Consider the following 14,996-nt stretch of genomic DNA (forward strand, 5'->3'; position numbering starts at 1 on the left):
TGCGACTCGTGCTGCCTCCCTTCCGGACTAGCGAGGTGTCTCTCGCATCACCGTCGGTTCCGGAATTCCACCGGATCGGCATCCCGATCACTCGGAACGCTCGCGGACTGTCACCGCCGGTTCGGATTCCCACCGACCCCGGAGCACGTTGCTGCTCTGAGTGTACTCAACGCGTCTGCGCCCGTTTCATTCCGTGGCAGGGGCCGTGCTCGGCCCGTCACTTGAGCAGGCGGGACAATCGGCGGTCGGCGAGGATCTTGCCGCCGGTCTGGCAGGTGGGACAGTACTCCAGCGAGCGGTCGGCGAAGAAGACGCTGCGCACCTCATCGCCGCAGACCGGGCAGGCTTCCCCGCGCCGGGCATGCACGCGCATCCCGCGACGCTTGGCGTCCTTGAGGTCGGCCGGAGGTTTGCCCGACGCGGTCGCGACCGCCTCGGCGAGGGTCTCCTGCATCGCCGCGAACAGACGGTCGACCTCCGCGTCGTCGAGCGTGCCGGCGATCGCGTAGGGCGACATGCGGGCGGCGTGGAGGATCTCGTCGGAGTAGGCGTTGCCGATGCCCGCGATGACGCCCTGGTCGCGCAGCAGACCCTTGATCTGCATCCGCCGGTCATCCAGCAGCGCGGCGAAGGCGTCGCGCGTGAAGGAGGGATCGAGCGGATCGGGGCCGAGGCGGGCGATGCCGGGCACCTCGTCGGGGTCGCGGACGACGTACACGGCCAGCGACTTCTTCGTCCCGGCCTCCGTCAGATCGAAGCCGCTGCCGTCGTCGAGGGCGATCCGCAGCGCGATGGGCGACTTGCCCGGCTTGAGGAGCGTGATCGGCAGCGTGTCGTACCAGCGCAGCCATCCGGCCTTCGCCAGGTGGAAGACGAGGTGCAGGTCGGGCCCGCAGGACAGCACGACGAATTTGCCCCGGCGCTCCGCCCCCGTGATCTCCGCGCCCTGGAGCGCGGAGATCGGCGGGTCGTAGGTCTTCAGTGCGGCGATCGCGGCCACGGAGGCACGGGTGATCGTGCGTCCGGTCGTGCGCTCGCCGAGGAACGCGACGAGTCCTTCGACCTCCGGCATCTCAGGCATGCAGCCATCCTGTCACCGGGGTCCGACGCTGTCACGCGGCGGTCATTGGTTCAGAGCACCGGCCAGTCCACGGGGGTCCGGTCGTCGTCGCGCAGCAGCGCCGCGGTCCAGCCGTCGTCCCGTCCGCGCGGGCTGGTGAGCCCCTGTCGCGTGGTGCCCTCGAAGCGGAAACCCAGGGCGCGCGCGGCGCGGGCGGAGGGGATGTTGCCCACGACGGCCTGCCAGCGGATGCGGGCGAGACCGAGTTCTGCGAAGCCCCAGTCCAGCACCGCGCGGGCGGCCTCGACGAGGTAGCCGCGGCCTCGGGCATCGGCAACGACCCAGTAGCCGAGCTCCGCGTGACCGCCGGCCGCGTGCTCGACGATGTGGTGGAGCCCCACCATGCCCACGAGGGCGCCGTCGGCGTAGACGCCCCAGACGGTCTGCGAGCCGTCCTCCCACCACTGCGCCACGAGCGCGACGAAGTCCTCCGCGTCCTGGCGGAAGTAGGGGGAGGGCACCGTCGTCCACCGGGTGATCTCGGAGTCCTGGCAGGCGTCGGTGATCGCGTCGACATCCGCCTCCGTCGGAGCGCGGAGGACGAGACGTTCGGTGGTGAGGGTGACGGCGAGCATCCTTCCAGCCTAGATCGCGCGACCCGGCCCCTTCCGTGCGCCCCGGCCCCTTCCGGGCGCCCGCAGAGGGGTGGGAGGCACGGAAAGGGGTGGGATGTGAGGAAGCCGACCGCGGTGTCCGTGGGCACGATTAGGCTTGTTCGGTGACTGTTCCGGGGATTCTGCGCGCCTTGGAAGAGGCGTCTCTGTATCGTGACGCTCTCGCCTGGGCGCACACCGACGCCGACCTCGGACTGGTCGACGGGCTCGACGCGCCCGTGCTCGCGGGGCTGCTCGCCAAGCGCGCGGCGGCCGGTCACCCGGCGGCGCTGCTGGCCGTGGTCCCGACGGGTCGACGGGCGGAGTCGGTGGCTCAGGCGCTGACCACCTACCTCCCGGACGCCGAGGTGCTCACGTTCCCCGCCTGGGAGACGCTTCCGCACGAGCGTCTCAGCCCCAGCCCCGACACGGTCGGCCTCCGCCTGCAGACCCTGCGCCGCGTCGCCGAATGGTCCGGGGAGCGCCCGCTCGTCGTCGTGGCCTCGGTGCGCGCCGCGCTGCAGCCCATCGCCGGGAACCTCGGCGCCATCGCCCCGCTGGAGTTGGCCGTCGGCAGCCGCGGCAACGAGCTCGACCACGTCGCCGAGCAGCTCGTCGAGCGGGCCTACTCCCGCGTCGACATGGTGTCGCGCCGCGGGGAGTTCGCGGTGCGCGGGGGCATCCTCGACGTCTTCCCTCCCACGTCCGAACACCCGTACCGCGTGGAGTTCTTCGGTGACGAGATCGACCAGATCCGTGCGTTCTCCGTCGCGGACCAGCGCTCGCTCCCCGGTGACGTGCCGCGCGTCGACCTCCCACCCAGCCGCGAGCTCCTGCTGACCGCGGAGGTGCGGGAGCGGGCACGGGCCCTCATCGGCGGTTTCCCTGCCATCAGCGGCATGCTCGAGAAGATGGCCGAGGGCATCCCGGTCGAGGGCATGGAGTCGCTGCTGCCGGCGGTCGCCGGCCCGCTGAAATCCCTCGCAGAGTACCTGCCCGAGGGCAGCGCCACCGCCGTCATCGACCCGGAGCGGTCGACCGCGCGGGCCCTCACCCTCGGCGAGACCAACCGCGAATTCCTCGACGCGGCCTGGAGCGCGGCGACCTCCGGAGCCTCCGCCCCCATCGACCTCGGCGCCGGCGACTTCCTCACGATCGCCGAACTGCGCGAGGTCGTGCGCGACCGGGGCGGGGTCTGGTGGCGCCTGAGCCCGTTCGGGATCGGCGATGCGACAGCGGAGAGCGTCGAGGCGGCCACCGTGATCCCCTCCTTCCACGGCAACGTCGACGGCGCGATCGCCTTCGTCGACGCGAAGGTCGCCGACGGCTGGCGCGTGGTCGTGCTCGCGACCGGACACGGCCTCGTCGACCGCGCCCGGGACGTGCTGTCCGACCGCGGCATCGCGGCGCGGGTCGTCGAGACCATCGCAGACTCGCCGGACCCAGGGGTCGCGACCCTCACGGTGGGCGGCGTCGAAGCCGGGTTCCAGGTGCCGGAGGCGAAGCTCGCCGTCCTCACCGACAACGAGTTCTACGGTCGGACGATCGGCGGCGACCAGCGCGTCGTCAAGAAGCTCGCCTCCCGCCGGAAGAACGTCGTCGACCCCCTGCAGCTCAAGCAGGGCGACTTCGTCGTACACGCCACGCACGGCATCGGCCGGTTCGTCGAGATGACCCAGCGGGAAGTCTCCACCGGCGGCCGCAATGCCGCGAAGTCCGTCCGGGACTACCTCGTGCTGGAGTACGCTCCGTCCAAGCGCGGCTACCCCGGCGACAAGCTGTTCGTGCCGACCGACCAGCTCGACCTCCTGTCGAAGTACGTCGGCGGCGAGGCGCCGACCCTATCGAAGATGGGGGGCAGCGACTGGGCGCAGGCCAAGGGCAAGGCGCGCAAAGCGGTCAGGGACATCGCGGTCGAGCTCGTCAAGCTGTACTCGGCACGCATGAGCGCCAAGGGCCATGCGTTCGGTCCGGATACCCCGTGGCAGCGCGAGCTGGAGGAGGCATTCCCGTTCGCCGAGACCCAGGATCAGCTGCAGACCATCGATGAGATCAAGGCCGACATGGAGCGGCCCATCCCGATGGACCGGCTGCTGTCGGGCGACGTGGGCTTCGGCAAGACCGAGGTCGCCGTGCGGGCGGCGTTCAAGGCCATCCAGGACGGCAAGCAGGTCGCGATGCTCGTGCCGACGACGCTGCTCGTCAAGCAGCACCTGGAGACGTTCACGGAGCGCTTCGCCGGGTTCCCGGTCAAGGTGCGGCCGCTGTCACGCTTCCAGACCGACAAGGAGGCGCGGCTCACGCTCCAGGGCCTCCTCGACGGCTCCGTGGACATGGTGATCGGGACGCACCGGATCCTCACGGATCAGGTCATGTTCAAGGACCTCGGCCTGATGATCATCGACGAGGAGCAGCGGTTCGGTGTCGAGCACAAGGACGCGCTGAAGAAGCTGAAGACCAACGTCGACATCCTCGCCATGAGCGCCACGCCGATTCCGCGCACCCTGGAGATGGCCGTCACCGGTATCCGGGAGATGTCCACGCTCGCCACGCCCCCGGAGGACCGCCATCCGATCCTCTCGTTCGTCGGCCCCCGCAGCGACAAGCAGATCGCGGCGGCTATCCGGCGCGAGATCCTCCGCGAGGGTCAGGTCTTCTTCGTGCACAACCGCGTGCAGTCGATCCAGCGGGTCGCCGCCGAGCTCGCCGAGCTGGTCCCGGAGGCGCGGATCGCCGTGGCGCACGGTCAGATGGGGGAGCACGCGCTCGAGCAGGTCGTCGACGACTTCTGGGAACGCAAGTTCGACGTCCTCGTCTCGACCACGATCATCGAGACCGGCCTCGACATCTCCAACGCGAACACGATCATCATCGACCGCGCCGACAAGTACGGGCTGAGCCAGCTCCACCAGCTGCGCGGGCGGGTCGGCCGCGGACGGGAACGTGCGTACGCGTACTTCCTGTACGACGACATGAAGCCGCTCAGCGAGACCGCCGCCGACCGGCTGCAGACCATCGCGGTGAACAACGATCTCGGCTCCGGTATGCAGGTCGCCCTCAAGGACCTGGAGCTCCGCGGGGCGGGCAACCTCCTGGGCGCCGAGCAGGCCGGACACATCGCGGGAGTCGGCTTCGACCTCTACCTGCGCATGATCGGAGAGGCCGTCGCGACCTTCCGCGGCGAGGAGGTCGAGACCGGGCAGGAGCTGCGGCTCGAGCTGCCGCTGGACGCCCGCATCCCCGAGGACTACATCGACAGCGAGCGCCTGCGGCTCGAGGCGTATCAGAAGCTCTCCGCGGCCTCGGCCGCGACCGCGAAGGACGACGCCATCGATCTCGTGGTGGAGGAGCTCGTCGACCGGTACGGCACGCCGCCCGAGGAGGTCACCGGACTCGTGTCCATCGCACGACTCCGGCGGAGGGCGGCGAGGGCCGGGCTCACGGACGTCGTGGCCATGGGGTCGAATCTGCGCCTCGCGCCCGCGCGGCTCGAGGACTCCATCAAGGTCCGGCTGCAGCGGCTGTATCCGAAGGCGAAGCTCGTCTCGGGCGGGGAGGCCCTCGTCGTGCCGATGCCCACGGTGCCCGCGGCGGTCGGGGTCGGCGTGGAGCCGCTGCCCGACGCCGAACTCCTCACCTGGGTCGACCAGCTGTTCACCGCCATCTTCCCGGAGCCGCCCAAGCCCGAGTGACCCGGTGGTGATGATCTCCGAAGCCGTGCACGCCGAGGACGCCCGGGGCTAGTCTGGCCGCATGTTGTACGAGCACCTCGGGGCTCGGCCCCGCATCCATGACACCGCCGTCGTCGCTCCCACCGCCGTGGTCTCCGGCGACGTGGAGATCGGGCCGGGTTGCCAGGTGCTGCACGGCGCCGTCATCACGGCGGAGGGCGGTCCCATCACCCTCGGCGCTCACGTCATCGTGATGGAGAACGCGCTGATCCGGGCGACCGCTGCCAACGCCGTGCACATCGGAGCCCACACCCTCCTCGGAACGCTGGCCAGCATCGCGGGGGCGACCGTGGGCGAGGAGGTGTTCTTCGCGTCCGGGGCCCGGGTCTTCAACGGGGCCCTCGTCGGGGACGGGTGCGAGGTCCGCGTCAATGCCATCGTGCATCGCCGCGCCGTGCTGCCCGCGGGAACGGTGGTGCCGATCGGGTGGGTCGCGGTGGGCGATCCGGTGCAACTGCTCTCACCCGACCGGGACGCCGAGATCGCGGCGGCACAGCCCGAGCTCGACTTCCCCGGACACGTCTTCGGCGTCGATCGGGACACCCCCGACCTCATGGTCCAGCTCACGGAGCGGTACGGCAGCTCCCTGGCACGGCACGCCGACGACCGTCAGGTCTGACTCTCACCCTTCGAATCGTGCGATCGGTCCCGAATCCGGCCGGAATCAGACCATTCGCGCGATTCGAACCGGGTCAGATGACGCCCTGAGCGAGCATCGCAGCGGCGACGCGCTCGAAGCCCGCGATGTTGGCACCCGCGACGTAGTCGCCGGGAACGCCGTGGCGCTCGGCGGCCTCGAAGGCGGCGCGATGGATGTCGCCCATGATCTCGCGAAGCTTGTTCTCGCTGTCGCCGAAGCTCCAGCGCTGCCGCGACGCGTTCTGGCTCATCTCGAGCGCCGAGGTCGCGACACCGCCGGCGTTGGCGGCCTTGCCCGGCGCGAACAGCACACCGGCCTTCTGGAACGCCTCGACGGCGTCGGGCACGCACGGCATGTTGGCACCCTCGGACACGGCACGGACGCCGTTCGCGATCAGGGTCTCGGCGTCGGCGAGGCTGACCTCGTTCTGCGTCGCCGAGGGGACCGCGATGTCCACCGGCACCTCCCATACGCTGCCCCCTTCGACGAAGCGGGCGCTCGGGCGACGGTTGGCGTACTCGACGATGCGGGCGCGCTCGACCTCCTTGAGCTGCCGCAGCAGGTCGAGGTCGATGCCGGCATCGTCGACGACGTACCCGGAGGAGTCGGAGGCCGTCACCGCGGTCGCCCCGAGCTGGGTGGCCTTCTGGATGGCGTAGATCGCGACGTTGCCCGAGCCCGAGATGCCCACGCGCTTGCCGGAGAGGGAGTCGCCGTGCACACCGAGCATCTCCTGGGCGAAGAACACCGCGCCGTACCCGGTGGCCTCGGTCCGCACCTCGGCGCCGCCCCACCCGGTGCCCTTGCCCGTGAACATGCCGGATTCATGACGGTTGGTGACCTTGCGGTACTGGCCGAAGAGGTAGCCGATCTCGCGGCCGCCGACACCGATGTCGCCGGCGGGGACGTCGGTGTGCTCGCCGAGGTGGCGGTAGAGCTCGTTCATGAACGACTGGCAGAACCGCATGACCTCGGCATCGGACTTGCCGTGCGGGTCGAAGTCGGAGCCACCCTTGCCGCCGCCGATGCCCTGACCGGTGAGGGCGTTCTTGAAGATCTGCTCGAACCCGAGGAACTTGATGATCGACAGGTTCACCGACGGATGGAACCGCAGGCCGCCCTTGTACGGGCCGAGCACGGACGAGAACTGGATGCGGTAGCCGCGGTTGACCTGCAGCTTCCCGGCGTCGTCGACCCACGGCACCCGGAACATGATCTGCCGCTCCGGCTCGACCAGGCGCTCCAGGATCCCCCCGTCGACGTACTCCGGACGCTGCTCCAGGACCGGGGCGATGGAGTGCAGCACCTCGTGGACGGCCTGGTGGAACTCCGGCTCGTGCGGGCTGCGGGCGAGCACCGTATCGAAGACGGGCTGCACGGCGTCGGCGAGCGGGTGGAAGTCGGTGGGGGTGGTGACGGTCACGCGGGAGGGCTTTCTGATGGGGGATGGGGTGCGGCGATCGTGTCGCGCGCGAAAGCAGAGCCGGGTGAGGCGGAGGTTTCACTCTAGCGTCGGCGACAACCGCGTCCGCGCACCCGGCGGGAGGGCTCGGATCACCCGGTGTTCTGCAGACCGGCGGCGACTCCGCTGACGGAGAGGAGGAGCAGTCGCTGCTGTTCGGCGTCCGCCCCCGAGCCTCCGGGCTGCTCGGGCGCCGACCGGAGCGCGCGCAGGGCCCGCAGCTGCAGGAGCGAGAGGGCGTCGACATAGGGGCTGCGCAACTGCACGGCCCGCTGCAGGATCGGCTTGTTCTCCAGCAGATCGTCGCCGCCGGTGAGACGGATCACCCAGCGACGCGTGAGGGCCAGCTCCTCCAGCACCAGGGCGGCGAGGTCGTCGCGGTCGCCCAGGGCCAGGTACTGCCGGGCGATGCGCTCGTCGGTCTTCGCGAGGCTCATGGCGACGTTGTCGACCATGGTGTGCAGCAGCGGCCACTCGCGGTAGGCCTCGGCGAGCAACTCCTCATCGCCCACGGCCTCGAGCGCGGTGCCGAGTCCGAACCAGCCGGCGAGGTTGATGCGGGCCTGCGTCCACGCGAACACCCACGGGATGGCCCGGAGGTCCTCCAGAGACTCCACCGAGAGGCCGCGCCGCGCGGGGCGGGAGCCGAGAGCCAGCAGACCGATCTCCTCCATCGGCGTCACGGTCGCGAACCACGGGGCGAAGCCCTCGGCCTTGACGAGTGCGAAGAACCGCTCGCGGGAGGCGGAGTCCATGGTCGCGGCGACGTCGGCGTAGCGGGCGGCCGCGCGGCTGGTGCGCTCCTCGACCGTGGGGGACGACGCGAGCAGCGTCGCGGCGGCGACCTGGTCGATGTGCCGCATCGCGATGGCGGGCTCGCCGTAGCGGGCGAAGATGACCTCCCCCTGCTCGGTGAGCTTGAACCGCCCGTCGACGGAGTGCGGGGGCTGCGCGAGGATCGCCGAGTTCGCGGGACCGCCGCCTCGGCCCAGCGCACCGCCGCGACCGTGGAAGAGGGTCAGCTCGATGCCGTTCTCCTGCGCCCAGCGCGCGATCTTCTCCTGCGCCGTGTACAGCGCGAGGTTCGCGGCAACGGGCCCGACGTCCTTGGAGGAGTCGGAGTAGCCGAGCATGACCTCCAGCCGGTTGCCGGTCGCGGCCATGCGCTCGCGGAACTCCGGGAACGCGACGGCCTCGGCGAGGATGCCGGGGGCGGCCTGGAGATCGGCGAAGGTCTCGAACAACGGCACGACGTCGAGCACCGGGGCGTCGTCGCCGAGCGCGTGGCGGGCGAGCCGGTGCACGTTCGCGAGGTCGGAGGCCGCCTGCGTGAAGGAGACGACGTAGCGACCTGCGGCGCGCAAGCCCCGGTCGCGCTGGATGTCCGCGATCGCCCGGAAGACCTCCAGCACCTCCTCGGTCTGCGTGCTGATCGCCCCGCCGGCCTCGAGCTCGGCCAGGGCCTTGGCATGGACCTGGGAGTGCTGGCGCACCTCGAGCTCCGTGAGGTGGAAGCCGTAGGTCTCGACCTGCCAGATCAGGTGCTGCACGCCGCCGAACGCGTGGCGGCGTGCCCCCGCCGCGACGAGGGAGGACTGCACGGCCCGCAGCTCCGCGAGCAACTCCTCGGGACGGGCGTACCCCTCGTCGTCTCCGCGGCGTGTGGCCGCGACCCGGCGGGCCATGACGAGGAGCACACGGCGGTGGGGTTCGTTGGGCGACCGTGCCGCGAGCTCGTCGGCGACGGCCGGCTCCGCGGACGCGAAGCGCTCCCAGAGCGCGGTGACCTCGGCGCTCGGCGGGGTGTCGTCCGCGGCGAGCGTCAGCGTGCGGCCGATCCGGTCCAGCGCCCGCTCGAGTCCTCGGAGCACATGCTCGGAGGCGATCTGAGACGCCTCGCGGGTCACCGCCGCGGTGACGAACGGGTTGCCGTCGCGGTCGCCGCCGACCCAGGAGCCCACGCGTACGAACGCCGGGACGACCGGGGCGCTGGCGCCGGACTCCTCGCCGCGGAGCGCATCGTCGATACGCCGGTACACGTGGGGCACCGTCGTGAACAGCGTCTCGTCGAAGACGCCCATGACCGTGCGGACTTCGTCGGTCGGGGAGGGCTTCTGTGCGCGCAGCGGCGCCGTCCGCCACAGGGTGTCGATCTCCTCGAGCATCCGGCGGCGGGCGCGGTGCTCCTCGGAGCCGCCTGCGCTCGCCGTGTCGTGCTGGGTGAGCAGTTCGGAGAGGCGGCGGATGCTCGACGAGACGGCGCGCCGGCGGGCCTCGGTCGGGTGCGCCGTGAACACGGGGTGGAAGCGCAGCCCGTCCAGCCGCCGTCGAGCCTCCTCGTCGCCGACCTCCTCCCGCAGCAGCGCATACGCCCCGGCGACGGTGTCGGCTGCCTGCGTCCCCGACGTCGCCTGGGTCCCTGAGCCTGTCGAAGGCCCCGGCTGGCCCGCCCGCTCGCGGAGAACGCGGACGCGCTGGTGCTCCTCGGCGAGGTTCACGAGGTGGAAGTAACAGGTGAATGCGCGGGCGACCTCGTCGGCGCGGGCGATCGTGAAGGACTCGGCGATGGCCGCCGCCCGGTCGAACGCGTCGGAGCTGTGGTCCTCGTAGGCCTGGATCGTCGCGAGGCGCAGCCGCTCGACGTCCTCGAAGAGGTCGTCGCCACCGGCTTCGCGCAGCACCTGGCCGAGGAGCTGGCCCAGCATCCGCACATCGGAGCGCATGGCATCGGGAATGCCGCGACCGGCTTCGAAACGACCGATCACGCGGATGGCCTCGGTGGGCGTCGGCTCGGAGAAAGCGGGGGATTCGGGGGTCACCCTCCGAGAGTAGCCCGGGGGATCGGGGTGTCCTGCACGCATGACGACCGTATGACGCCGCGGCCTACGATGGAGGGGATGCGCATCACAGCGAACCCCCTCCGCGGGCAGCAGTTCCCGGCCGTCCTCCTCCTCGTGGCTGCCGGTCTCGGTCTCCTCCTCGCGAACCTGCCGACCCACGACGCCATCGCGGGGCTGCTGGAGACGCACCTCGCGGTGCCGGCAACCGTCCTCGACCTGTCCATCGCGCACTGGGTCTCGGACGGACTCCTCGCGATCTTCTTCCTCGTCGTCGCGATCGAGCTGCGGCACGAGCTCACGCACGGAGAGCTCGACTCCCCGCGGAAGGCGGTGCAGCCCGCCATCGCCGCGACCGGCGGGGTGCTGGTGCCGATCCTCGTGTACCTGCTGATCGCGGGAGGGCCGGAGACGGCGTCCGGCTGGCCGATCCCGACCGCCACCGACATCGCCTTCGCGCTCGGTGTGCTGGCGATGTTCGGCCGCGGACTGCCCTCCCGGGTGCGGGTTTTCCTCTTGGCGCTCGCCATCCTCGACGACATCATCGGCATCATCTTCATCGCGGTGCTGTTCGCGCACGACGTCCAGTGGCTCCTCTTCGGCCTGGCGATCGTCGGGGTGGCCGTGTTCTGGCTGTTGAGCCGACTGCTGCACGCGACCGGCCACACCGCGGTCGCGGTCGCAATGGCCGTCGTCGGGGTCGTCACGTGGGGTCTGGTCGCCTCGTCCGGCATCCACGCGACGATCGCGGGCGTGATGCTCGGCCTCGTCATGGCACCCGTGCCCGCCGGACGCACCCGGCACGCCCTGGAGCCGACGGTCAACGGCGCCATCCTGCCGCTGTTCGCCTTCGTCGCGGCCTTCGTCGTGATCCCCGCCGTCTCGCCGACGGCGCTCTCCCCGGCGTTCTGGGCGATCGTCGTCGCGCTGCCGGTCGGCAAGATCATCGGCATCTCGCTTTTCGGCTGGCTGGCCATGCGCATCCGTCCGAAGGGGGCCGATCCCGCACTGCCGTTCGCGGACATCCTCGCGGCCGGTGCCCTGGGCGGCATCGGGTTCACCGTCTCCCTCCTGCTCGCGAACCTCGCGTTCGAGGGCGACGCAGTGATCCGCGACCAGGCCATCCTCGGCGTCCTCGTGGGTTCGCTGCTCGCGTTGATCCTCTCCGGGATCGTCGTGAGCCTGCGCGCCCGGTGGTACCGTCGCGCTGCGCCCATCCCCGCCTGAGCCGGATCCCGGAGGAAGCATGACCAGCGAGCCGCCCACTTCCCAGGACGTCGGTGATCCGCTGCGTGCGGCTGCCGAGACCATGCGCGCGGTGCGGGAGCGGTGCGTGTGGTCGCAGCGCATCACGCACCGCGATCTCGTGCCGTACCTCATCGAGGAGTCGCACGAGGTCATCGACGCAGTCGAGGAGGGCTCGCGCGCCGACCTCCGCGAGGAGCTCGGCGATCTGCTGTGGCAGGTGCTGTTCCATGCCGCCATCGCGGCGCAGGATCCGGACGACCCGTTCGACATCGACGACGTCGCCCGCACGCTGACGGAGAAGATGGTCCGGCGGCACCCGCACGTGTTCGCCGGCGAGGTGGCTGAGACGCCCGACGAGGTGCTCGTGCATTGGAACGCCGCGAAGGCAGCGGAGAAACGCACCCGCCGCAGCGTGCTCGACGGGATCCCGCGCGGGATGCCGGCTCTCGCCCTGGCCCAGAAGATGTCGGGACGTGCCGTCGGGGCGGGGGTGGCCGCGGCGAAGGCTCCGGTGGTGAGCCCGTCGTCGGAGGAGGAACTCGGCGACGCCCTCCTCGCGCTCGTGGCGATCGCACGGACCGAGGGCTGGGACGCCGAGCGAGCTCTGCGGGAGCGGCTGCGACGCCTGGAGGACGAGGTCCGCACCGCCGAAGCCGACTGAGCCGACACGGACACCGCCGTCGACCTGGGAAGATGGACGCGTGGCTACCGTGAACGCGCCGCGCGGCATGCGCGACTTCCTCCCCGCCGACAAGGCTCGCCGTGAGCGGGTCCTCTCCGTGATCCGCGATCGCTATCGCGCCCACGGATTCGACGAGATCGAGACCCCTGTCGTCGAGGAGTACGACCGGCTGCACGCCGGCATCGGCGGCGACAACGAGAAGCTGTCGTTCAACATTCTGCGCCGGGGCCTCGACGCCGACGGCATCCGTGCTGCGGCCGACGACCCCGCGGAACTGTCCGACCTCGGCCTGCGTTACGACCTCACCGTGCCGCTCGCCCGCTTCTATGCGAGCAATCGCGGGCAGCTCCCCGGCGTGTTCCGCTCCATCCAGATCGGGCCCGTCTGGCGGGCCGAGCGTCCCCAGAAGGGGCGTTACCGCCAGTTCGTCCAGTGCGACATCGACATCATCGGCGACGCGACCGCGCGCGCGGAGGCCGAACTGTTGGCCGCCTCCCTCGACGCCGTCGACGCCCTCGGCCTGGAGGGGGCGAGCGTCCGCATCAACGACCGTCGCGTCCTGGAGTGGATGCTGGGCCACTTCGGCTTCACCGAGGACGAGCGCCCGCAGGTGCTCATCACGATCGACAAGCTCGACAAGATCGGCCCGGAGGGCGTGGCCGCGGAGCTCCGCGAGCGCGGGGCGACGTCGACGGCCGTCGACGCCTTCCAGGCGTTCCTGGGCCGTCCGCAGACCCTCGAGTACCACCCGTTCGGCGACAGTCAGATCCGGAAGGCGCTCCCGGAGGGCGCCCCGGACGAGCTCGTCGTCCACCTCGTCGGCATCGGCGAGGCGGTCGCGGCCGGACGCGGGCAGGAGGACATCCCCCTCGTCTTCGACCCGTTCCTCGTGCGGGGCATGGGCTACTACACGGGGACGATCTTCGAGCTCGCCCACCCTTCCGTGACGTATTCGCTCGGCGGCGGCGGTCGCTACGACGGCATGATCGGACGATTCCTGCAGCAGGACGTTCCCGCGGTGGGGTTCTCCCTCGGGTTCGAGCGGCTGGTCGACCTCGTCTCGACCGACCCCGCCACGGCTCCGCAGGCGATCGTGCTCGTCCACGACGCCGCCGTGCCCGTGGCGGAACTCGTGACGCACAAGACGGCGCTGGTCGCGAAGGGCGCGCGCGTGCGCCTCGAGCAGCGCACGAAGAACCTCAAGGCGCTGCTGGAGCGGTCTGCGGCGGACGGATACACGCACTTCGCGAGCGTTCGTCCGGGCGAGGTCGAGCTCGAGGTGAAGACGCTGGCCTGACACGTATCGTCCCCACGACGACGCGTTCACCGGACGTTCACGGCCGTCGGCTCGAATCGGGGCGTGCGCCGCCTCCGCCTCCTCACCGCCGTCGCGCTCGCCGTGCTCCTCGTCGCCGTGCTGGCCCGTGCCGTCCTCGACCGGCAGGCCGCGGTCGCCCGGCGTCGGATCGGGAAGCCTCTCGGGGAGCAGTCCCTGGACGCGGATCGCATCTGGCGTCCCCGCCTCGACGGCGCGCCCCTCGATCTCCTGCTGCTGGGCGACTCGCTCGCGGCGGGTCTGGGCGCCGCGCGGCGGAAGGAGACACTGGGGGCCCGCCTCGCCAAGGCCGTCGCACGCCGCCTGCACCGCCCTGTCCGGCTGCACACCGCCGCCGTCGTGGGCGCGGAGTCGCCGGATCTTGCCGGGCAGCTCGACGGACTGGCCACCGGCTACCGTCCCCACGTCGCGGTGATCGTCGTGGGCGGCAACGACGTCACGCATCGTCTCCCCGTCGCGGCCTCGGCGCGACACCTGCGCGACGCGATCGCACGGCTGCACGCGCGGGGCGCCCGCGTGGTCGTGGGGACGTGTCCCGACCTCGGCGCGCTCCGGGCCGTGCCACAGCCCCTGCGCCGCATCGCAGCGGCACTCTCGCGGCGGCTCGCCGAGGTGCAGGCGGAGACCGCGCGTCGGCATGGTGCGGAGCCGGTGGACCTGCGACGGGCGGTCGGTCCGATGTTCTTCGACGAGCCGGAGGAGATGTTCAGCCTGGACCGCTTCCATCCGAGCGCGCTCGGCTACCGGCGCACCGCGGAGGCGCTGCTGCCGGCCGTGGAGCGCGCGGCACGGGCGGGGCTCAGGTCCCGGCGTCCACCGGAGCAGCGCTGAACGAGGCCGCCCACTCCGCGACCCGCCGTGCGCTCTCCTCGTCGGAGAGGTCTTCCACGCGCGTCATGATCGACCACCGCACGCCGAACGGGTCCCGGATGCTGGCGTAGCGGTCGCCCGAGACGAACAAGGACGGTGCTTCCCGGATCGTCGCGCCGTCCGCGACGGCGCGCGCGACCACGGCGTCCACGTCCGGCACGTAGAGGCCCATGGAGTAGCAGTCGTCGTCGCCGGCGGGCGCGGGCACGAGGTGGTATCCAGGGTTCGGTTCCCCCAGCTGGAGCCGCCCGAGCCCGAAGTCCAGGTCCGCGTGTGCGACGACCCCGCCGAACTCCGTGACGTCGACCACGCGGGCCCCGAACACATCACGGTAGAACTCGATCGCCCGCGCGGCGTCGGAGACGGCGAGGAACGGGGTGAGCGAGGTCGCGCTGTGCGGGCGGCCGTCGGTCGTGTGCGCGCCGGTCGCGCCGGCGGGAGGTGTCTGATCGGTCATGTCGCCACGGTAGGGCGCGG

At 71.3% G+C, this 14,996-nt stretch carries 11 protein-coding genes and 1 riboswitch; of the genes, 6 read left to right on the forward strand and 5 right to left on the reverse strand.

Translation table 11 applies throughout. The features are described 5' to 3' along the window. Positions 1-5: 5 nt before the first annotated feature. Positions 6-150: riboswitch (FMN riboswitch) on the reverse strand. Positions 151-217: 67 nt separating this feature from the next. Both FY549_RS09140 and FY549_RS09145 read right to left on the reverse strand, forming a co-directional pair. Next, the gene (locus FY549_RS09140) at positions 218-1,081 is read right to left on the reverse strand and encodes an Fpg/Nei family DNA glycosylase (protein ID WP_149084756.1); all 864 of its coding nucleotides are present in this window, start codon (positions 1,079-1,081) and stop codon (positions 218-220) included. Positions 1,082-1,131: 50 nt separating this feature from the next. Then, the gene (locus FY549_RS09145; protein ID WP_149084757.1) at positions 1,132-1,695 is read right to left on the reverse strand and encodes a GNAT family N-acetyltransferase; all 564 of its coding nucleotides are present in this window, start codon (positions 1,693-1,695) and stop codon (positions 1,132-1,134) included. Between the two features lie 143 nt (positions 1,696-1,838). Between FY549_RS09145 and mfd the strand changes: the two genes are divergently transcribed. Both mfd and FY549_RS09155 read left to right on the forward strand, forming a co-directional pair. Beyond that, positions 1,839-5,405: a transcription-repair coupling factor gene (mfd, locus tag FY549_RS09150; protein WP_149084758.1), complete on the forward strand. Its 3,567-nt coding sequence runs from the start codon at positions 1,839-1,841 to the stop codon at positions 5,403-5,405. Between the two features lie 61 nt (positions 5,406-5,466). Beyond that, the gene (locus FY549_RS09155) at positions 5,467-6,063 is read left to right on the forward strand and encodes a gamma carbonic anhydrase family protein (protein ID WP_149084759.1); all 597 of its coding nucleotides are present in this window, start codon (positions 5,467-5,469) and stop codon (positions 6,061-6,063) included. A 73-nt stretch (positions 6,064-6,136) separates the two neighbouring features. Here FY549_RS09155 and gdhA read toward each other — a convergent pair whose 3' ends face one another. Both gdhA and FY549_RS09165 read right to left on the reverse strand, forming a co-directional pair. Continuing rightward, the gene (gene gdhA / locus FY549_RS09160; RefSeq protein WP_149084760.1) at positions 6,137-7,507 is read right to left on the reverse strand and encodes an NADP-specific glutamate dehydrogenase; all 1,371 of its coding nucleotides are present in this window, start codon (positions 7,505-7,507) and stop codon (positions 6,137-6,139) included. Positions 7,508-7,638: 131 nt separating this feature from the next. Next, complete coding sequence (locus FY549_RS09165; RefSeq protein ID WP_410428261.1) at positions 7,639-10,269, reverse strand: phosphoenolpyruvate carboxylase; 2,631 nt, start codon at positions 10,267-10,269, stop codon at positions 7,639-7,641. A gap of 174 nt (positions 10,270-10,443) precedes the next feature. Between FY549_RS09165 and nhaA the strand changes: the two genes are divergently transcribed. The 4 genes from nhaA (at position 10,444) to FY549_RS09185 (ending at position 14,480) form a co-directional block, all read left to right on the forward strand. Beyond that, a complete protein-coding gene (gene nhaA, locus FY549_RS09170) occupies positions 10,444-11,610 on the forward strand; it encodes a Na+/H+ antiporter NhaA (protein ID WP_149084762.1) in 1,167 nt (388 codons plus the stop codon). A 19-nt stretch (positions 11,611-11,629) separates the two neighbouring features. Further along, positions 11,630-12,292 carry a MazG nucleotide pyrophosphohydrolase domain-containing protein gene (locus tag FY549_RS09175; RefSeq protein ID WP_149084763.1) on the forward strand — a complete coding sequence of 221 codons (663 nt, stop codon included), beginning with the start codon at positions 11,630-11,632 and terminating at the stop codon, positions 12,290-12,292. A gap of 67 nt (positions 12,293-12,359) precedes the next feature. Then, positions 12,360-13,610, forward strand: a complete 1,251-nt coding sequence (hisS, locus tag FY549_RS09180) for a histidine--tRNA ligase (RefSeq protein WP_222930633.1) — start codon at positions 12,360-12,362, stop codon at positions 13,608-13,610. Positions 13,611-13,673: 63 nt separating this feature from the next. Then, entirely contained in the window at positions 13,674-14,480 is an 807-nt protein-coding gene (locus tag FY549_RS09185; RefSeq protein ID WP_149084764.1) for an SGNH/GDSL hydrolase family protein, read from the forward strand. Here the strand turns inward: FY549_RS09185 and FY549_RS09190 are convergent. After that, the gene (locus tag FY549_RS09190; RefSeq protein ID WP_149084765.1) at positions 14,449-14,976 is read right to left on the reverse strand and encodes a VOC family protein; all 528 of its coding nucleotides are present in this window, start codon (positions 14,974-14,976) and stop codon (positions 14,449-14,451) included. The genes FY549_RS09185 and FY549_RS09190 overlap by 32 nt on opposite strands. Positions 14,977-14,996 lie beyond the last annotated feature (20 nt).

It is taken from the genome of Microbacterium sp. 1S1, assembly GCF_008271365.1.
GTDB lineage: Bacteria > Actinomycetota > Actinomycetes > Actinomycetales > Microbacteriaceae > Microbacterium.